General features: G+C 45.8%; 19 protein-coding genes. 11 read left to right on the top strand and 8 right to left on the bottom strand.

From position 1 onward, the window contains the following. The first annotated feature begins 32 nt into the window (after window positions 1–32). The gene (locus VP504_RS23730; protein WP_325894499.1) at window positions 33–656 is read left to right on the top strand and encodes a LysE family translocator; all 624 of its coding nucleotides are present in this window, start codon (window positions 33–35) and stop codon (window positions 654–656) included. A 72-nt stretch (window positions 657–728) separates the two neighbouring features. Here the strand turns inward: VP504_RS23730 and viaA are convergent, their stop codons facing one another. The 3 genes from viaA to VP504_RS23715 all read right to left on the bottom strand — a co-directional run bounded on the left by viaA (window position 729) and on the right by VP504_RS23715 (window position 4,966). Next, the gene (gene viaA, locus VP504_RS23725; protein WP_062711477.1) at window positions 729–2,177 is read right to left on the bottom strand and encodes an ATPase RavA stimulator ViaA; all 1,449 of its coding nucleotides are present in this window, start codon (window positions 2,175–2,177) and stop codon (window positions 729–731) included. Between the two features lie 9 nt (window positions 2,178–2,186). Continuing rightward, window positions 2,187–3,821: an AAA family ATPase gene (locus VP504_RS23720; protein ID WP_325895433.1), complete on the bottom strand. Its 1,635-nt coding sequence runs from the start codon at window positions 3,819–3,821 to the stop codon at window positions 2,187–2,189. Window positions 3,822–4,117: 296 nt separating this feature from the next. Beyond that, a complete protein-coding gene (locus VP504_RS23715; RefSeq protein WP_062711481.1) occupies window positions 4,118–4,966 on the bottom strand; it encodes a sulfurtransferase in 849 nt (282 codons plus the stop codon). Between the two features lie 87 nt (window positions 4,967–5,053). Here VP504_RS23715 and VP504_RS23710 point away from each other — a divergent pair, with 87 nt between their 5' ends. Then, on the top strand, window positions 5,054–5,956 hold the full coding sequence (locus tag VP504_RS23710; RefSeq protein WP_325894498.1) for a lipid A deacylase LpxR family protein: 903 nt from the start codon (window positions 5,054–5,056) through the stop codon (window positions 5,954–5,956). A 54-nt stretch (window positions 5,957–6,010) separates the two neighbouring features. On the opposite strand, the gene VP504_RS23705 is transcribed toward VP504_RS23710, so the two are convergent. Next, window positions 6,011–6,532 (bottom strand): NUDIX hydrolase, encoded by a 522-nt coding sequence (locus VP504_RS23705; protein WP_325894497.1) that lies wholly within the window; start codon window positions 6,530–6,532, stop codon window positions 6,011–6,013. A 481-nt stretch (window positions 6,533–7,013) separates the two neighbouring features. Here VP504_RS23705 and VP504_RS23700 point away from each other — a divergent pair, with 481 nt between their 5' ends. The 4 genes from VP504_RS23700 (at window position 7,014) to VP504_RS23685 (ending at window position 10,622) form a co-directional block, all read left to right on the top strand. Next, the gene (locus tag VP504_RS23700) at window positions 7,014–8,168 is read left to right on the top strand and encodes an HD-GYP domain-containing protein (RefSeq protein WP_325894496.1); all 1,155 of its coding nucleotides are present in this window, start codon (window positions 7,014–7,016) and stop codon (window positions 8,166–8,168) included. 104 nt (window positions 8,169–8,272) lie between these two features. Continuing rightward, the gene (locus tag VP504_RS23695; RefSeq protein WP_325894495.1) at window positions 8,273–8,695 is read left to right on the top strand and encodes a DUF3010 family protein; all 423 of its coding nucleotides are present in this window, start codon (window positions 8,273–8,275) and stop codon (window positions 8,693–8,695) included. 148 nt (window positions 8,696–8,843) lie between these two features. Next, window positions 8,844–10,130: a bifunctional transcriptional activator/DNA repair enzyme AdaA gene (locus VP504_RS23690; RefSeq protein WP_325894494.1), complete on the top strand. Its 1,287-nt coding sequence runs from the start codon at window positions 8,844–8,846 to the stop codon at window positions 10,128–10,130. A 9-nt stretch (window positions 10,131–10,139) separates the two neighbouring features. After that, window positions 10,140–10,622: a methylated-DNA--[protein]-cysteine S-methyltransferase gene (locus VP504_RS23685; RefSeq protein ID WP_062711498.1), complete on the top strand. Its 483-nt coding sequence runs from the start codon at window positions 10,140–10,142 to the stop codon at window positions 10,620–10,622. A gap of 1 nt (window position 10,623) precedes the next feature. On the opposite strand, the gene VP504_RS23680 is transcribed toward VP504_RS23685, so the two are convergent. Together VP504_RS23680 and pdsO are read right to left on the bottom strand one after the other, a co-directional pair. After that, window positions 10,624–11,073: a GNAT family N-acetyltransferase gene (locus tag VP504_RS23680; RefSeq protein WP_325894493.1), complete on the bottom strand. Its 450-nt coding sequence runs from the start codon at window positions 11,071–11,073 to the stop codon at window positions 10,624–10,626. A 12-nt stretch (window positions 11,074–11,085) separates the two neighbouring features. Then, window positions 11,086–11,814, bottom strand: a complete 729-nt coding sequence (gene pdsO, locus VP504_RS23675) for a sortase-associated OmpA-like protein PdsO (protein ID WP_325894492.1) — start codon at window positions 11,812–11,814, stop codon at window positions 11,086–11,088. 224 nt (window positions 11,815–12,038) lie between these two features. Here pdsO and pdsR point away from each other — a divergent pair, with 224 nt between their 5' ends. Genes pdsR through VP504_RS23655 form a run of 4 tightly spaced genes read left to right on the top strand, consistent with a single transcriptional unit; the run spans window position 12,039 to window position 16,265 of the window. Beyond that, complete coding sequence (gene pdsR, locus VP504_RS23670) at window positions 12,039–12,734, top strand: proteobacterial dedicated sortase system response regulator (RefSeq protein WP_325894491.1); 696 nt, start codon at window positions 12,039–12,041, stop codon at window positions 12,732–12,734. Next, on the top strand, window positions 12,731–14,917 hold the full coding sequence (gene pdsS, locus VP504_RS23665) for a proteobacterial dedicated sortase system histidine kinase (protein ID WP_325894490.1): 2,187 nt from the start codon (window positions 12,731–12,733) through the stop codon (window positions 14,915–14,917). Before pdsR ends, pdsS begins: the two co-directional genes overlap by 4 nt. Window positions 14,918–14,958: 41 nt before the next feature. Beyond that, window positions 14,959–15,582: a glutathione S-transferase gene (locus VP504_RS23660; protein ID WP_062711513.1), complete on the top strand. Its 624-nt coding sequence runs from the start codon at window positions 14,959–14,961 to the stop codon at window positions 15,580–15,582. Window positions 15,583–15,596: 14 nt separating this feature from the next. Then, window positions 15,597–16,265, top strand: a complete 669-nt coding sequence (locus VP504_RS23655) for a glutathione S-transferase family protein (RefSeq protein WP_325894489.1) — start codon at window positions 15,597–15,599, stop codon at window positions 16,263–16,265. A gap of 81 nt (window positions 16,266–16,346) precedes the next feature. Here the strand turns inward: VP504_RS23655 and VP504_RS23650 are convergent, their stop codons facing one another. Continuing rightward, complete coding sequence (locus VP504_RS23650) at window positions 16,347–16,694, bottom strand: XRE family transcriptional regulator (protein ID WP_325894488.1); 348 nt, start codon at window positions 16,692–16,694, stop codon at window positions 16,347–16,349. 175 nt (window positions 16,695–16,869) lie between these two features. Here VP504_RS23650 and VP504_RS23645 point away from each other — a divergent pair, with 175 nt between their 5' ends. Next, a complete protein-coding gene (locus VP504_RS23645) occupies window positions 16,870–17,076 on the top strand; it encodes a DUF3283 family protein (protein WP_325894487.1) in 207 nt (68 codons plus the stop codon). Window positions 17,077–17,107: 31 nt separating this feature from the next. Here VP504_RS23645 and VP504_RS23640 read toward each other — a convergent pair whose 3' ends face one another. Beyond that, entirely contained in the window at window positions 17,108–17,776 is a 669-nt protein-coding gene (locus VP504_RS23640; RefSeq protein WP_325894486.1) for a class I SAM-dependent methyltransferase, read from the bottom strand. Window positions 17,777–17,821 lie beyond the last annotated feature (45 nt).

The following is a 17,821-nucleotide window of genomic DNA, read 5'->3' as shown; positions in this document are numbered from 1 at the left end:
GGATCTGATTACCTTTGATAGAAAGGAAGGAAATGATGGTAAGTTTAGAGTTTCTAATAACCTCTCTGGTCGTTGTGCTGATCCCCGGAACTGGCGTGCTTTATACTGTTTCTACTGGATTGTTTCTTGGCTCAAGGGCAACCATCTGGGCATCTTTAGGCTGCACCGTGGGTATTGTTCCTTCTATGCTTGCCAGTATTACTGGACTAGCCATCATTTTGCATACCAGTGCAATTGCTTTTCAGGTAGTCAAATACGTGGGTGTTGCATATCTCCTTTACCTTGCTTGGACCATGTGGCGTTCGAGCAGTGTCCTTTCACTTAACGAAGAAAAAGAACCGATGAGTATGGTGGGCGTAGCCATTAAAGGCTGCCTGATGAACGTGCTTAACCCGAAACTCACGATTTTCTTTATGGCATTCTTACCCCAATTCGTTCCTGCCCAAGTTACCTCTCCAACCACCAACATGTTGGTGTTGGGAAGTCTTTTCATGGCGATGACATTTATAGTGTTTCTGATTTATGGCGCCCTCGCGGCTTTGGTGCGTGATTACATCTTCAATTCCGAGCGTTTAACGGTGGGATTGCAAAGAGCGTTCGCAGGAAGTTTTGCCGCTTTGGGTTTAAAACTCGCATTTTCAGAGCGAACCAATTGATATCGTTTTTGAACTGAATGTGAAAAGCCCCAGTTTTGCCGGGGCTTTTTGATCAAGTCCTGATTTAGGTCGTTAAAACCGTTTCAACAAACGTCCCATCAGTGATGGATGGTAATCCCAAGTGTGATCGAACATTTCCATCAACTTTGGGTTTCCATATTTGGAAAGATTAATGGCGTGGAAGCGGTTGTACTGCTGTTTCAACGCGTCCACTTTATCTTGTACTTCTTGCGGCTGAACCGGGGCGATAAAGTCAGAGATAACCACTAGATCCGCATTACGGTATTTGTCTGTTCCCATCAAATCAATCGAATGGTTCAGGACAGGCTCTAAGTCTGTCCCACCGTGGAATGAATAAGACAGGAAATTCAGTGCCTCTTTCAAACCTTGCTCACCCGTCAATTCATAGGTAATGTGGTCAGTCGAGAAAATCATCACAGAACAATCGCGGTCTTCTTTCACCGCGATTTGCATCAACGCGTAAGCCATTGCTTTCGCACACTGCTCCGGAAACCCATTCATAGAGCCTGATGCATCCACGCAAATCAGAAAAGGCCCTTTCTCAATTTCTACCTGCTTACATTCAGGCTTGAAGGATTTGACCTTTCGTAATGTACGCTGCATACCTTGCATACGATAAGTCAGTAGCCGTTTGTCGGCAAAGTGTTTGTAGAAAAGAACTTCTAACGCGGGTTCAGCGAGATAAATCGTTTCATTCGGTACGATGCGCTCAAGGTTATCACTTTGGTGAACACCAACAATGTCATCAGCAACATTGTCATCAGGTTCTTCAACCAGCTTCAACTCTTCTGCCGGTGACCGGTGTAGTGACGGGTCATCGACCTCATTCGCCATGCGACCAAGTTTCTCCGCAATCTCCTGAAGATCCTTGTTCTCTCTCAGGAAAGTCACAAAGCGTTTCAGTAACTCGACATCCGTTTGGGTCACCTTGGATGACGCTAAATCCCACAGGCGCCCAACCTTTTCGATGGTTCCATATTCTTGAACGTTTTCGAGTGTTTTGTATGTTTCAATGCGTTGATAAAGCTCTTTGAGTAATTTATCTTTGTACGCCTCAAGCTCTTTTTGCTGAGCTTGCTGAATGGCACTCGCTAAATGCTCATACCACTTATTACAAAAGTAGGCCTGAAACATTGGGGTTTCTTTCGCTATGTTCTTCTCTAGTATTCTACGTGCTTCAAGATAGAAAGCTGACTTTCCTTCGAGTTTCCTGAACATCACTTTCGCCTGATTGGCAAAGTCATGCTGAGGAAGAGCAACTGCTTCTTGGTATAGCTGTATCTCTTGTTTTAAGTCGTTGGTAATACAATCTGTACTGAGACGGCGCTTCACTGAATGGCGCCATTTACGAATATGCGCCCGCACTGCTGATTTTGCGGAAGGACTGGATTCCGTAATCACCAGAAGTTGCGGCTTTGCCATCACCTCAGTAACTGCGTGTTCCAACATCCCAGTTTCCGCAAGCATCATACCTAGATGGAGGCTTTCTGGACTGACCATAACTCCTCCTTACTCGAAGTATTCCGTTAACATTCGTGTTCTGAACGCACCTTTTTCAAACTTCGTTGTTTGACGCTGCAACGTTTCTTCTGCATCAGTAATGCTGTTTGCGAGCAGTTCCAATAGTTCGGAATTTGCAAAGTGATGCGGTAGTGTAGCGTTGATTTGTGTTCTGGCAACCCGAATTAAATGTTTTGCATCATCAATTTTAGCAATGGACGCTTCATTGCGCGTTTGCCACTCAGAAAAGGTATTCGTATCATTGTCATCAACTCCCGCAATTGCGACGGGTACCGGACGGTTTGCGATATCTTTGATCACCAGCCGGTGCTCACTATCAACGTCAAACTTCAACAAGCAGAGATTAGGATTCTTATTGACGTAGCCGTACACGTCGCACGCTCCGTTCTTGATTTTCTTTTCAAACTCAGTGGCATCAACATATACCCAACGACTGTCACCCTTCTCTTTCTCTGACACAGAAGGGTTGGAGTCCAACATCACAAACTTGACCAAATTATTCGCCATATTGACCGAATAACGGCGCGCACCTGACAAGTCGATGCGGTTCTTTTCTTTGCGCATCGAAAGCTCAGTATTTGCAGTGTGACCGAGTACATTCTTAATTTCTTCAGCCAACTCGCGACTGTCCTCATTCGCTTCATTGGCAATGGCTAATGCTTCTTGTTGGTTGAAGCAAATTTCCTGCGCAAAGCGGCGCATCACATCAGTCACGACATTGCGTGACTCAGGGCTGTGCCATAAACATTCCTGCAGCAGCAAGAGATCGACAGGATTAACATCATTTCGACCATTGAAGAACGCACTTGCCTTGAGAAGACGAACCGCTTTTTTCCAACGGCGGTCAGATATGTAGAGTTCTTCTGGTGGAAAGTTATTCCCTCCTTCTTCCGCTTCCCTTTCCAATATCATCTTTAACGCATAGATTTTTTCAAACACGTCGTCAGACAATGAAACATTGTCGATCTGATGCTGCCATTGTTCGTATTCATGTGCCTTGATAGAAATATCACTGCCAATAGAAATCTCAGCCTCTCCGCTTTCCCCCGTCAGCAAGCGCTTGAAGTTGCTTTTCTCCTGAATGCGGTTGACGAAGATACGCACCAGCATGCGGTCGTACAGCGCGTCTAAACCGCTGTCTGGTTCTGGCAGTTCGTTAGAGGCAGTCACAAGAAGGCGCATCGGAACCGGCAGTACTTCACAACCGTTACGGAAAACACGCTCGTTAACAACTGTCAGTAAGGTATTTAAAATGGCAGGACCGGCTTTCCAGATCTCATCCAGAAACACGACGTCTGCGGTAGGCAGGTAGCCATCAGTTAGGCGTACATATTTACCGTTGTCTTTGAGTTCCTGAATAGAAAGTGGGCCAAACACCTCTTCAGGCGTGGAAAAACGGGTCATCAGATACTCGAAAAAGCGACTGTCATCAAACGCTTTAATCAAACGTTTTGCGATGTAACTTTTAGCGATCCCTGGAGGCCCCAACAAAAACACACTTTCACCGCTGAGTGCTGCAAGCAGACAAAGACGAATAGTGTTCTCCCTCTCGTAAACGCCATTTGAAAGGGCATGTACAAGTTTCTGAATGCGTTCTGGGAGTAAAACATTATTTGTAGTCATAGCGATTTGATTCGTCACGTTGCTGCTCCGTGTATATTAATCAACAACATGAATTCACTCTTATCATATTGTTAACACCTTGTAACCATTAATATCTGCTTACATCTTGTATACCATTTCAAGTTTGATCCCTTCCACCTTTCAATCTTAGTTTTCATTTTTGTTGCATGGAAATTACGCAACACATATCGACTTTTACATCGTTTAATTCACACACTGGCAACATCCAAAATTTTCTTTGAGCAGCAGACATAAAAAAGCCCCCGCATTAGCAAGGGCTTTACTCAATGGGTTAGCTAGTCTTTCACCACTGGAAGCTCAGTGTTACTGCCCCACTCGGTCCAGGAGCCATCATAAACTGCTATCTTGGTACCCAGCGCCCATTCCGCCGCCAGTGCAAATGTACATGCAGTCACACCTGAACCGCAGGAGGACACATTAGGCTTATCTTTAGATAGGACTTGCGAGAGAAGCATTGACAGCGTTTCTTTTGACTTGAACTTGCCATTCTCGGTGAGTGAAAGAAAAGGTAAGTTTTTTGCGGTTGGCATATGTCCACTTCTCACACCAGGTCTAGGTTCAGCAACACAGCCAGAGAAACGATCCGCAGGTCGAACATCAACGACATTCAAAGATTCCGCCTCAATACCTGCCAAGAGGTCTTTTGAGTTAATGACACCCTCTTTATCAAGCTTTGCCTTATAGCCGGTCGAGGTCGGGGATTGAGGCACATCGGTATCTAACTCGCCGCCAATACCTTCCCAAGCCGGCATCCCACCATCCAACAGTGCGACATTCTGGTGGCCCATGACTTTAAACATCCACCACACTCGCGGGGATGAGAAGATACCTGCTGTATCATAAACAACGATGTCATCTTCATTACTGATCCCCAACTCTGCGACAGCGGCTTCAAATTGGGCTTCTGATGGCAGCATATGCGGGAGAGGAGAAGTTTTATCATATATCTCGCCATCAAAATCGAAATACACTGAACCGGGGATACGTTTCGTTGACCATTCAGATTTGGCGTTTCTGTCCGTACCTGGCATAAACCAACTGGCATCTACCAGCTTAAGTTTCGGTGAGTCAAGGTTATCTCTTAACCATTCAGCACTGACTAATACTTCATTTATCTGTAGCAAATCACTCTCCTTATAGCTAGCCGTCGTAAGACTCTGTCGAATGGTATAGCATGAGCCAAGTCGCTATTAAATAATACAAAGGACATTATGTTGTCACGCAGATTCATTGGCGCAGCGATTTTCGCTTTACCCCTGTTTAGCGCCACAAGTCAAGCTGCCACGGTTTCATTCTCCATCGATAATGATGGGGCATTAGGCACTGACAGGGATTATACCAGCGGCCTTTTCCTCCGGTGGTCATCCGACCCAAGCGTGATTGGCTATGGCCTCGAAATTGGATCACAAATGTGGACGCCTTCAGATATAGAGCTCACTAAGCCACAACCCAATGAACGTTCTTATGCCGGCTTGGTTTATGGGATGGGCCGTGCATATCATCAAACCGACTTCTACGCTCTTAAAGGAAGTCTGATGCTTGGCACAGTAGGACCTGACTCTTATGCGGAAGAAGCGCAATCTATTGTTCATGAAATCATCGGTTCACCCGATCCCAAAGGGTGGAATTATCAAATAGATAATGAATTCATCTATCAAGTTGGGCTTGAAGCCCACCAACTGATAACACGAAGCCCTATTGGAGAGTTCAGCGCGTTTGGTCGTGGTCAGGGTGGTAACTTCCAGAGTGAAGTCGCCGTCGGCGGCACCTATCGCTTTGGTTTTGACCTTGGGAATACCTTCGGCTCAACATCTGTATTACCCGGTAACGCGGTCGATGTTGGCCTACTCAGCCACTCAGACAATGGCATGTTCTTCTTTACATCCGTCGAGGTACGATACCGATTTGATGACATTACTATAGAGGGTGATAAACCACCGGAAAATGACGATATTCACGTGGAACACGCACAAGCTGGTATATCCGGTGGAGTCACTTGGTATTCACAACATTGGGGTGCAGTGGCGTCGATCACCGCGCATTCTAAGCAATATGAAGAGTCAGAGCGAAACCACAGTGCCTATGCGAACTTTACGCTTTTCTATCGCTACTAGTTAACTCTTCAGAAATAACAAAGGGCTGGATATCCAGCCCTTTCTGATCAGATGCTACAAGCCTAACTCTTTGACAATAAGCTCCAACAGATACGTTTCACGCTCAATAGAAAGGCCTTGTTTATCGCTATTGGCAATCGTCTCTTTATTGTGTGCAATAGCTTCATGGATGTTGACCCAAAGAGGACGCATTCCATTTTTCACTTCGTAATCTTCTAAGGACACATCGCCTAGTTCTTCATCGATGTCGCACCAGAAGCAATAAGACATCATGTGCACCACATCAAAATCTGGCTTGTGCCATGGGCGGTATTCTTCATAAGCGCCCAATTCGCGTATGTTTCGAATATTCCGTGCACCAGTCTCTTCGCTCAATTCACGCAATAAACCCTGCACTTTATCTTCATGCTCATCGATACCACCACCAGGGAGCGAATAGTCATGGTAACGCTCAGTGAACAGTAGGAGGATTTTGTCCTCTTTCACAACGATTGCGCGCGCCGCGCGTCGGTGGAAACTGGTCTTATCTTCGAGAGGAAGAACACTAGGATGGTAGCTGGTTTTTAGAATCTGCATGATTTAACTCAAGTAGCTTACTACGCGAAGACACGCACTCTAACGAGTACAAACATATAGGGCAAATATAAAATGCGATCGACCTAACGCTTTGAGTTAATGAGAAACATAACAATTGTTGCAATTCGCAATTGGCATCTTAGAATACATGCAATCTTAAATGAGCCCCATATCCGAATGATCAGATTGGTGATTGTGGCATACATCATCGCACGGATACGCTTCAACACTTTCTAAACAGTAAAGCCAAATAAATCATTGACCTATACCAGATGAAACCCCTAAATATAAAGCCATTACAGAATATCATTCGGCGTTTTTAAGATTTTATCGACAAATTTGTTTCATTTTAGAGGTGCCAGCTTGTATTTTGTATATAATTATATTCATCAACAACGCAGTAACCCCAATTACTTTTACAGCATGGCGTGGTTTAAAAAGTGAGAGCCTATCCGAATGATTTTTAACGGAGCAAGCATCAATGCTGCAGAAAGTCGCCATTGATAATGCTGAGATCGGCATGTACGTCGAGCAAATTGAATCTCAATGCGCCCGCACAAAGATGAAAAAGCCCGGTTTCATCAGACGAGAAGAAACCATTAATAACCTGCGATACAAAGGCGTGCTTTTCGTCTACATCGACGCAGACCAAGTCATTTCCGATGACGACATTCAGTATCACGAAACGAAAGTGGGTGAGCACTCGTCTATTAAAGGTAGCGACGAGTTCGGAGCTGCCAAAGAACTGGTAGACAAATCAAAGAAACAACTGAGCAAACTACTCAACGATGTCTACGAAAATAAACCTGTCGACATTGAACCCGTCAAGCAAGTCAGTTCCGATATCGTAGAGAATATTTTCGAGCGGAGAGACGCCGTTCTTTGGATCAGCGGCATTCGTGAAAAAAGCGCCTACCTGCTCGAGCATTCAATGAATGTGGCATTCCATCTAGTGAATTTCGGTCGGTATCTGGAACTTGACCGCCAGACGCTGGAAGAGCTCGCCATTGGTGGTCTTGTACACGACATTGGCAAGATCCTGATTCGTGATGAAGTGCTAAACAAGCCGGGCAAGCTTACCGAAGAAGAGTTTCTTCATATGAAGGAGCATCAAACATTGTCGCAGCCAGTTTTAGATAGCATGATAGATTTGCCCAAGCTCAGTAGAGACGTCAGCTTGATGCACCATGAAAAGATTGACGGCAACGGTTACCCGAATGGACTAAAAGGAGATGAACTTACGCTAATTGGGCGCATGTCCTGTATTGTCGATATTTATGATGCGTTAACTGCCGAGCGTTGTTACAAGCCTGCTTTATCAGCGTCAGAGGCGTTCAAGATCATGCTTGGTCTAACACCTTTCCATCTCGACCCAGATCTTCTTAAACAATTCATTCGCTGTGTTGGCTTCTATCCTATCGGAACTGTGGTAGAACTTAGTAACGGTAGGGTTGGATTGGTATGCAAAGAAAATCCGGATGACTTGATGACCCCAACGGTGAAACTGTTCTATTCCGCGAAAACTGAATCTTTTCGTGAAGTTGAGTTCATCGACCTAAAAAAACGACCTGATCTCAAAATCATACGTGGGCTGACTGAAGCAAAGCTCAAAACAGATTTCTCCGAATTCCGTTAATCGTTCTATTCTTCACCAATCGCACCACTTCTCTTTTTTATTTCATGACCTAGCCGATAGTTTTTCTTATACTTGTCGGCTCTTTTAATTGTGGAACTGAAACAATGCGTATTTGTGCTGTCGATTTAAAAAGCAACGAAGCAAACATTTGCCTGCTGGAATCTAATCAAGGTCTGTTTGAAGTGCCAGAGTGTCGCGCGCGAAAATTTACGATTACTGACGCGGCAAGTGCCGAGCAGATCCGCAACTTCCAAAAGCAAGTTTCCAAGCTGGTGGAAGACTACAAAATTGAAAAGATTGTTATCCGTGAGCGTCCTACCAAAGGTAAATTCGCGGGCAGCGCAGTAGGCTTCAAAATGGAAGCAGCACTGCAACTTCTAGATGGCATTGAAGCAGAAGTATTCACCTCATCTGAAATGAAAGCTTCACTCAAACGCAACCCTATTCAGGTTTCACTGAAAGAAGTTGGCCTGAAGCAATTCCAGGAACAAGCGTTCCTTACTGCTTATGCCTACCTGAACAAATAATCTTCAGTTTTAACGAGTATCGAGGGCTGCTTTCGCAGCCCTTTTTCTTTCTTTGGGCTCAAGCCTACCAATTTATTCAGTTCCGTTTCTGGCTAATGCCCTTCATTCATGATGATATGTTTATTAAAACGATCATCAAGACCTACATATGACGGACACTACTACCTACAAACAAGCCAGACTATCCCGCGATGCCCGCTTTGATGGTTTGTTCTTTATTGGCGTGGTGTCGACAGGTATCTACTGTCGCCCTATCTGCCCTGCTCCTTCCCCAAAAGAAGAGAACGTTCGTTACTATTCCTCTGCGATTGAAGCAGCAGCTCAGGGGTTTAGGCCCTGCCTTCGCTGTCGCCCTGACAGCGCTCCCGGTTCACCAGCCTGGATGGGAAAAGAAACCACCTTCAGGCGAGCATTAAGCTTCATTAATGAGGGCTACCTGCATGAGCATAGCGTACCTGAATTGGCCGAGCGGCTTGGTGTCAGTGATCGGTATCTACGAAAGCTGTTTACTGAATCGCTAGGTTGTTCACCGAAACAGTATGCTCTGTATCAGCAAATCCTGTTTGCTAAAAAGCTTCTGCATGAAAGCCAGCTCTCAGTAACTGATATCGCTTTTGCCTCCGGATTTAACAGTGTTAGGCGTTTTAACGACTGCTTCCTACAACAGTTGTCACTGTCACCCACCCAGGTACGTCGCAAAGAGTTAAAAAGTCATGAGGCGATGACTTTGAGCATGAGTTTCCGACCACCATACAACTGGGCTGCCTTTAAACGATTTATGGCTCCTCGGATGATTTCAGGCTTGGAATGGCTCACTGATACTAGCTATGGCAGAAGGTTTGTCCACCAAGGGCAACAAGGCAGCTTTACCGCCACACTGCAGAAAGACAAAAATGCTTTTCTAGTGGTCATCGACACTGAAGATCCAAAGCTTCTCTTTCAGGTTGTAAACCGTATTCGATATTTACTGGATTTGGACGCCAACCCAGAAGTAATTGATGACGCTTTGAAAAATAATTCATCTTACGAGTGCTCAAACGGCATACGCATCCCTGGTTGTTGGGATATGGAGGAAGCGGGGGTAAGAGCCTATTCAGGAGAGACCTTAAGCACCTCTCACTCGCCTGCCTCTCACATCAACTCATTTTTAGATAGCACTGAATCAAGTCAGGCGTCTTTCCAAGAACACTGGTCAGCAATTTGTAAGCGATTCAAGCATGAATCCTGGCCAGAAACTTCACCGTCAGTACATCTTAGTCAGGCGCAATACGCTTATGCTCGCCTTCGAGGATTAAGTCTCCCAGATATATCAGATCTTGACCTATTTAACGCAGATCTGACGACTTCAGCAAAACCTTGGAGAAGCTATCTCGCCCTGGCTTTCAATGACATTAACGCATTAAGTCAAGCCAACACCGTCTTGGGCAATGAATAAGGACACATCATGAAACAGTACCGTTACGAATACAAATCACCACTCGGCGCGATAACCCTCACAGCTTCAGACAAAGGGCTGACTTCCCTCTCACTGCCCGAATACAAATACGATATTCCGGTATCAGACGAAGAGGTCATAACTCGCGAACCTTTCGAATCCATCATTTCCCAGTTAGATAAGTATTTCGCCGGTGAAGTCATTAAGTTTGATGTGCCATTGGATCTTTTAGGTACTGCTTTCCAATGCGAGGTTTGGGAGGCACTACAATCAATCCCACCGGGTGAAACACGCAGCTATGGTGAACTAGCGGTTGATGTTGGCAGACCAAAGGCCTCTCGCGCAGTTGGAGCAGCGAATGGCCAGAACCCTGTAGCGATTATTGTTCCCTGCCACCGGGTTATTGGAAAGGATGGAAAGCTGACAGGATACGCCGGAGGGTTAGATGCCAAGGCCTGGTTGCTGAAGCATGAACAGGCCATGGCGAAATAGTTTAACTCGCTGCCACCAGCACACGTTGAGCCAGTAGTTTGATAAACCGAAGCGGCGTAATGCGGTACCCCAAATGAAGATAAAACCCATGCGCCTCTTCGCGACTGATATGACTGGTCACTTCAATACGATGGCAATTTTGTTTTTTAAGGTAAGCTTCAGCATGTTCGAGTAACTGCTTTCCAATACTCATATCGCGAAAATTTTCATCAATAACCATGGATGAAATTCTTCCCCACGGCATGTCGTCGTGAACCACATCAACGGTATGTACTGCGATATACCCCACCACCATGTCACACAACTCTGCGACAAAAAGCGCATCCCTCGGCTGCTTCATGATCTTTTCTAAACGTAGCTCGGTGTCTTCCAAATCAGATGGATAACCCAGAGTGTGGCAGAGCGCATTAATGCGCTCTGCATCTTCTAATGTTGCTGGACGAATAATCATATCCAGCTCCCTTTATTGGTTGTTGGCTGTAGGCATAGCATCAGACACTGCGCGCAGGCTAACGCGGCGGTCGAAGAAGTAGCCTTCACGATCGCCTTCTTTCTCAAGAGCCAATTGGTTACCAAATGCTGTTTGTGCCAACTGAGAAGGATCGACACCTTGCTCAACCAAGTAGTCGTATACTGCCTGCACACGCTGATGTGACAGTTTCAAATTATACTCTTCATTACCACGCACATCAGCATGCCCCTCTAGATCCCATTGCACGTCCGGTTGTTGGCGCATCAGTGCAGCGATTTCATCAAGCTGTAGTTGGAAATGAGGCTCTATCTCTGATGAATTGGTTCGGAACTGAATATCCATCGCTAACTCCAATGCGATTTCTTTTTCATTCATCTCAGCTTTGAGTTTTGCCAGTTCGATTTCGTTTTCAGCATATAGCGAGCGATAAGTTTCAAGTTGTGCGTTCTGTTCGTTGATATCAGCAATCACCATCGCCTGCTGCTCATTTTGCTCTTCGACACTGGCTACCTGACCAATCAAACCACCCACAATGGCACCCGCTACCGCGCCGACAGGACCACCAATCACAGCCCCCAGTGCAGCACCTCCACCAAAGCCAATCATTTCTGTTGTTTGGTCACGCTCAGGTTGCAAGGTTTGGTCTGCGGCAAAAGCCGTAGAAACAGTCATAGGGATAACCAGAGAGATTGCTGCCAGTGTTTTATTCATCTTGTTCATCGTTATTTCCTCATCCATTTCAGTTTGTGAAGGGAGAACCCGTTCGTTGTTTCGATGAGGTCATTAAAGCAAGGCAAAATGACACCGACTGGGAACAAAAAAGGCAATGCTCGGGGCAATTATGGCAAAAAAATGGCTTTTACCCTGAATCGGTCAGATCCCCTTTTTCAAGGCGCAATTTGCGGTATAGTCAAATCATCTTCTGTTTGATTACCCGAGTAAAAATGAAACGTATCGCTATTGTTGAAGACGAACCCGCCATTCGCGAAAACTACGCAGATGTATTGCGAAAACAAGGCTATTCGGTTTCTACCTACGCCAACCGCCCTGACGCTGAAGAGGGCTTCAAGCAACGCCTGCCAGATTTGGCGATTATCGATATCGGTCTTCAAGACGAAATTGATGGTGGGTTTCAGCTTTGCCAATCGCTACGTGCCATCTCCGCCACGATTCCGATCATTTTCCTTACGGCAAGAGACAGTGACATCGATACGGTTGTCGGCCTGAGAATGGGAGCGGATGACTATCTAACGAAAGACATCAGCCTTCCGCACTTAATGGCACGTATCGCGGCGCTATTTCGTCGCAGCGAATTACTAAGCCTGGCATCTACGCAGACAGAATCTTTATTGGAGCGCGACAATCTCACGCTGGACCTCAATCGAATGCAAGTGAAATGGAAAGATCAAACTGTGGATCTGACTGTGACCGAATTCTGGATGGTTCATGCACTCGCAAAACGCCCGGGGCACGTAAGAAGCCGTCAGGATTTGATGCAAGAAGCCCACGTTGTAGTGGATGACAGCACCATCACTTCTCACATCAAGCGTATCCGTAAGAAGTTCATTGCTCTTGATGATAAGTTTGACCATATCGACACTGTTTATGGCATGGGTTATCGCTGGGACAGCACTAAATGACGTTTATGACCGAACAGGTATGGCGGTGGCTATCTGGCATCCGCACAAAAATCGTCCTGTTGAGCGGGCTTTTACTCTTGCTGCCCTTCATTGGCTACAACTATGTCTGGGAGTTGGAAAATGTGCTTAGACAAGGTCAGGAGCAAACCTTAATGGGTTCTGCCCGAGCTTTTTCTATGGCCCTGAATCAACAACCTGAACTGTTTGAACGCCAGAAAAAAACAAAACCAAGATTAGAAGACGGGAAAGATCTCTATGCCATGGCACTGGACTCTCCCATCGACATTGATGGCTCAATCTTGGACTGGGAGCGTTATAAAAGCCATCGAACAAATTATGCTGACTCCCACGTTATTTTTAGCCGAACGCCGTATCAATCAAACGAGCTCAACTTTGACTTAATCATGGCCAGTGACGGTGATGATTTATACGTATTGATTGATATTATCGATAAATCTCCGGTACTCCGGCGCGAAAACACAGCAAGAATCGACCGTAATGATCACTTAGTAGTCACTTTAACAACGCCTAAAGGCGAGCTGAAACGTTACGGCATCACTGCAAGAAAAAGTGGCAAAGCAGATATCTACCTGATTGAAAATACGATAGAAGATACTGAGCATAACTTTCTCTCAGAAGCCATTCAGGGCTGGTGGCAAGAAACTGCGCAAGGCTATGTGGTTGAACTTGCCATTCCGGATTGGCTTGTTGGTGAAAAGCTCAGTTTTGCTTATTATGATGTCACTAACCCTTACAGCCGCGATGTAGAAACCATCCTCGCGACTTCGAATCCTCGTAATGCAGAAACACTGGGGACCCTACTGGTTCCTTCTCCAGAGATTGAGCGTGTGTTGAAGCGAATGAACGATGGAAGTTCCCGAGTCTGGGTTGTCGATCAACATGGGCGTGTACTGGCAAAAACGGGAGACCTGCAATCGTCAAACGGAGTTTGGGAAACGACGATTAAATATCAAGAAGAGCCGTCGGGTATCATGGGTTGGATTCAAAATAAGATCCTCAATCCCTTCTATTACCGTTTGCTGGAGCGCCCGCCCGAGAAAATCATCGACGCAATGCACAATGCTGCTGTCTTCCGGGGCGTTGAAGTGCAACAAGCGCTCATAGGGCGCCCTTATGCCAACTGGCGTCTTACACCGGATGAAAGCACCACGATCCTCTCTGCTGCTTACCCTGTTAAGGTCGGATCCGATGTAGTGGGCGCTGTCGTGGTTGAAGAAACCACAAAAGGAATAAAAACCCTACGTAACAAAGCACTGGAGCAACTGTTTAATGTCCTGCTTGCCGTCATTTGCACAGGTGTCGTTGTATTGCTGCTTTTCGGATCGCATATCTCTCGACGAGTCAGGAAACTTCGTGATGATGCAGAAAGCGCGGTTGACTCCCAAGGTCGTGTGCTACATCAACTGGAACCCGCCACCAGCAAAGATGAAATCGGGGATTTATCCCGTACATTGTCTACCATGGTGACTCGCCTTTCCGACTACAACGCTTATTTGGAGAAAATGTCTTCCAGTTTGTCGCACGAATTACGCACACCTGTGGCAGTTGTCCGTTCATCACTGGAGAATCTGGCTTTCGTCACCAAAGAAGATGATCAGGCTCGCTATATAGAACGCGCTCAGGAGGGAGTCACGCGATTGGCAACAATTCTATCGAGCATGACGGAGGCCACCCGTCTCGAACAGAGTTTTGAACATGCAGAACGCACGGAATTCCTACTTGATGAAGTGATATCCGGCTGCGTACAGGGCTATGAATATGCCTATCCTAAACAAGGCTTTACATTGCATATCAAAGGTAGCAATTACCAGATGTCCGGTGTGCCAGAATACGTAGCGCAGCTGTTGGATAAACTGGTAGCGAATGCCGTTGAGTTTCGTCAGGAAAATACCGATATCGAGATATACATGTTAATTCATGACAATTTGGCACGCATCACAGTCTCTAATATTGGGCCTAAATTGCCTGAAAATATGGGAAATCAATTGCTCGGCTCAATGGTCTCTGTTCGGGAAGAGAAGCATAAATCAGACAAGCCTCACCTTGGCTTGGGTCTTTACGTGGCAAGATTGGTGGCAGAATTTCATCAAGGTCGCCTTTCGCTCGCCAACCGTGCTGATGGCAAAGGCGTTAATGTCACCGTTTGGCTGCCCTTGTCTTAAACTTCCAGAAGCTGGATACCCATTTCGTCAAAGGAGTGAATATGAAACTTTATGAATTAGGTGCCGCACCCAGTGCTCGACGTGTCAGTCTGTTCTTGGCGGAAAAAAGAATCGACATTCCCCGTGTTCACGTCGATATCCGTGGTGGTCAAAACCTAACCGATGATTTCAAAGGGAAAAGTATTAACGGCCGGATCCCTATGTTGGAACTGGATGACGGTATCACAATCAGTGAATCAATGGCCATTTGCCGTTACCTTGATGCGGCTTTTCCTACTGATCACCATCTTTTCGGCAGTACACCTATCGAAATAGGGCAGGTCGAAATGTGGAACCGTATAGCAGAGTTCCAGGGTCTGTTTACCGCATTTCAGGCTTTCCGTAACATTACTGGCATATACAGTGATAGAGAGCGCTGTGTTGAAGCTTGGGGACATGAATCCAAAGAGCGAGTGAAAGAGTTTCTTCCTACGCTGGAGAAGCGACTTTCTGCGTCTCCTTACCTAGCCGGCGAACATTTCTCAGTCGCAGACATTACTGCTTATGTGATGGTTAGCTTTATCAAAAACATGGATATTCACATTGATGAATCCTTACCTGCGATTTCTGCCTGGTACAAATCGCTACTCGAGCGAGAAGCATTCATCGAAGCACAACCAAAGTAAATAGGATTAAGTAAATGATAGAGCTATATACCGCAGGCACACCTAACGGATACAAAATCTCAATTGCCCTTGAAGAGATGGGGCTAGCCTACAAATACCACGCACTGGATTTAATAGCGGCAGACCAGAAAAAGCCTGAATTTTTGGCCATTAACCCAAACGGACGTATCCCTGCCATCGTGGACAAAGATAACGATGATTTTGCAGTGTTTGAATCAGGTGCAATTCTGATTTATCTCGCAGAAAAAACGGGTAAGTTACTGCCAACCGACCAAAAAAAGAAAAGCCAAGTGCTGCAATGGCTAATGTTCCAAATGGGTGGCGTTGGGCCAATGATGGGTCAGGCTAACGTTTTCTATCGCTATTTCCCAGAGAAGATCCCAGCAGCAATCGAGCGTTACCAGAATGAGGGACGTCGTCTGTTCGAAGTCATGAACGGGCAATTGGCTAACAACCGCTATTTGGCTGGTGATGAATACACAATTGCAGATATCTCTACCTGGCCTTGGGTTCGAATCCACGAGTGGAGCGGCGTTGATATTTCTGGCCTTGAACATCTTCAACGCTGGGTTGATGAGTTAGCACAAAGACCAGCATGCCAGAAGGGTCTATTGGTTCCACCACCGTCCAACCTTTCTGACGAAGAGAAAGCGCAACAAATTTCCAAAATGGTAACCAAGTAGCACTTGTCTTCACCAGTAAACCAGAAAGCCGCTTAGCAGAAATGTCCAACTTTACGGGGTCACTTCAAAATAGGCGGCTTTCTAGATTTCTTTAATATATTCGATAAATACCTGATCGCCAGAATACTCTACCTTGGCGATTGTACCGTCAACCGTCAGAGAGGTTCTGACCATAATAGGCTCATTACTCGTTATTTTTTTGTTTTCTTTCAAACTCGGCAATGAACTCCCTGGATCCAATCCCATTTCCTTACAGAATCGGAAGACGAAGTTTCGATCCATCGGAACGTCACCCCGCATTGTCTTTGAGAAGTCTAGTTGACTGACACCAAGGCGTTTGGCCATCTCTATCTGAGTGATACGTAATTTCGCTTTGTAAGACATCCACGCATCATAGAGCTTCTGCCTGTCATGATAGGTAAATTCCATAAATCCCCACTTGCTACCTACCTCTCCATAAGGAAATCATAGTGGTGAGACCCTTTCTCAATGTCAGCAAGGCGTAAGTACGCTGTAAACACTTGTCGAAAGCGATGCTCTTCGTTATGTTATCGCCCTGTCCGGGGTTTCATTCTGGGCACATTATGACAAAGAGAGAGTTATTATGAGCCACAACCTTGCATTGCTGCCACCAGATAAAAAACAGGAAATTGAACTTGATAAGCAGGCAGCTTATTCAGTTTGGCAGGTTAAGAATGCGTTGGCAGAAAGAAGTATTCTTGCGCAGCAAGCGAAATATATATCAGATGACAATGAGCGTGCACACTTTGTAGATTGCGTTGATAAGTATTCAAAAATAATGGGGCTATAATGCCCCACTGCTATACACCTAGCTCAATGAATTACCGTTTGGTGAGTAAAGCAACGTATTTGTTGCTGTCATCGCAGTAAACGATACGACAGTTAAAATCTTTACTGTCAGCAACTCTTCTTAGCGTAGACATACCGATATCAAACCACGGTACTTCCTCGCTAACTCTCCCATCAAACTCAAATGTCAGATGACGTGTGCGATAGCCCTCATAACGAAGGTTCTCTGAGCTCAAAATCAGTCGGCCCCCCGGATAAAGATTCCGGTGTGCCAGGTTAAGAAAGTGCTGAAAATTACGGATATTACCTAACTGACCAATCGCACCGCGCAGCGCCAACCAGGTAAAGGTGCGATCAAACATTGGATGCTGATCAAACAGATGACCACAAATGACCGATGGCACACCACGTTGGTGCATGATCGCGCAAGCGATAGGTGAACTGTCAATCGACGTCACTTTAATACCTTTCGCAATAAGGTAAAGAGTGTGTTCACCACTCCCTGCGCTCACGTTCAATACGCTACGACGACAATACGACAGTGCAATTCTGTCAGTAGCAACATCTTCCGGCCGGCGGAAGAAATCGGATGTAGGGATAACAGACGTACCATTGTTTTCCCTAACAATGAGTTTCCCTGATTTATTGCCGTTGTAATAGCTGGCAAGCGCGGTACCAAATACCTCAACAACACTCTGCATGGCCATTCCCCCTGTTATTCAACCAAGAGAATACTTGGAAGTGTT

This window comes from Grimontia sp. NTOU-MAR1 (genome assembly GCF_035758505.1).
Taxonomy (GTDB): Bacteria; Pseudomonadota; Gammaproteobacteria; order Enterobacterales; family Vibrionaceae; genus Enterovibrio; species Enterovibrio marinus.
Note: the sequence above shows the minus strand (reverse complement) of the source record. Positions and strands in the feature narration are given on the sequence as shown.

Coding starts and splice junctions, on each gene's coding strand:
- pdsR (WP_325894491.1), top strand. CDS start 12,039: ATGAAACGTATCGCTATTGTTGAAGACGAACCCGCCATTCGCGAAAAC.
- VP504_RS23645 (WP_325894487.1), top strand. CDS start 16,870: ATGAGCCACAACCTTGCATTGCTGCCACCAGATAAAAAACAGGAAATT.
- pdsS (WP_325894490.1), top strand. CDS start 12,731: ATGACGTTTATGACCGAACAGGTATGGCGGTGGCTATCTGGCATCCGC.
- VP504_RS23660 (WP_062711513.1), top strand. CDS start 14,959: ATGAAACTTTATGAATTAGGTGCCGCACCCAGTGCTCGACGTGTCAGT.
- VP504_RS23685 (WP_062711498.1), top strand. CDS start 10,140: ATGAAACAGTACCGTTACGAATACAAATCACCACTCGGCGCGATAACC.
- viaA (WP_062711477.1), bottom strand. CDS start 2,177: ATGGTCAGTCCAGAAAGCCTCCATCTAGGTATGATGCTTGCGGAAACT.
- VP504_RS23710 (WP_325894498.1), top strand. CDS start 5,054: ATGTTGTCACGCAGATTCATTGGCGCAGCGATTTTCGCTTTACCCCTG.
- VP504_RS23690 (WP_325894494.1), top strand. CDS start 8,844: ATGACGGACACTACTACCTACAAACAAGCCAGACTATCCCGCGATGCC.
- VP504_RS23695 (WP_325894495.1), top strand. CDS start 8,273: ATGCGTATTTGTGCTGTCGATTTAAAAAGCAACGAAGCAAACATTTGC.
- VP504_RS23650 (WP_325894488.1), bottom strand. CDS start 16,694: ATGGAATTTACCTATCATGACAGGCAGAAGCTCTATGATGCGTGGATG.
- VP504_RS23720 (WP_325895433.1), bottom strand. CDS start 3,821: ATGACTACAAATAATGTTTTACTCCCAGAACGCATTCAGAAACTTGTA.
- VP504_RS23700 (WP_325894496.1), top strand. CDS start 7,014: ATGCTGCAGAAAGTCGCCATTGATAATGCTGAGATCGGCATGTACGTC.
- VP504_RS23680 (WP_325894493.1), bottom strand. CDS start 11,073: ATGATTATTCGTCCAGCAACATTAGAAGATGCAGAGCGCATTAATGCG.
- VP504_RS23640 (WP_325894486.1), bottom strand. CDS start 17,776: ATGCAGAGTGTTGTTGAGGTATTTGGTACCGCGCTTGCCAGCTATTAC.
- VP504_RS23730 (WP_325894499.1), top strand. CDS start 33: ATGATGGTAAGTTTAGAGTTTCTAATAACCTCTCTGGTCGTTGTGCTG.
- pdsO (WP_325894492.1), bottom strand. CDS start 11,814: ATGAACAAGATGAATAAAACACTGGCAGCAATCTCTCTGGTTATCCCT.
- VP504_RS23705 (WP_325894497.1), bottom strand. CDS start 6,532: ATGCAGATTCTAAAAACCAGCTACCATCCTAGTGTTCTTCCTCTCGAA.
- VP504_RS23655 (WP_325894489.1), top strand. CDS start 15,597: ATGATAGAGCTATATACCGCAGGCACACCTAACGGATACAAAATCTCA.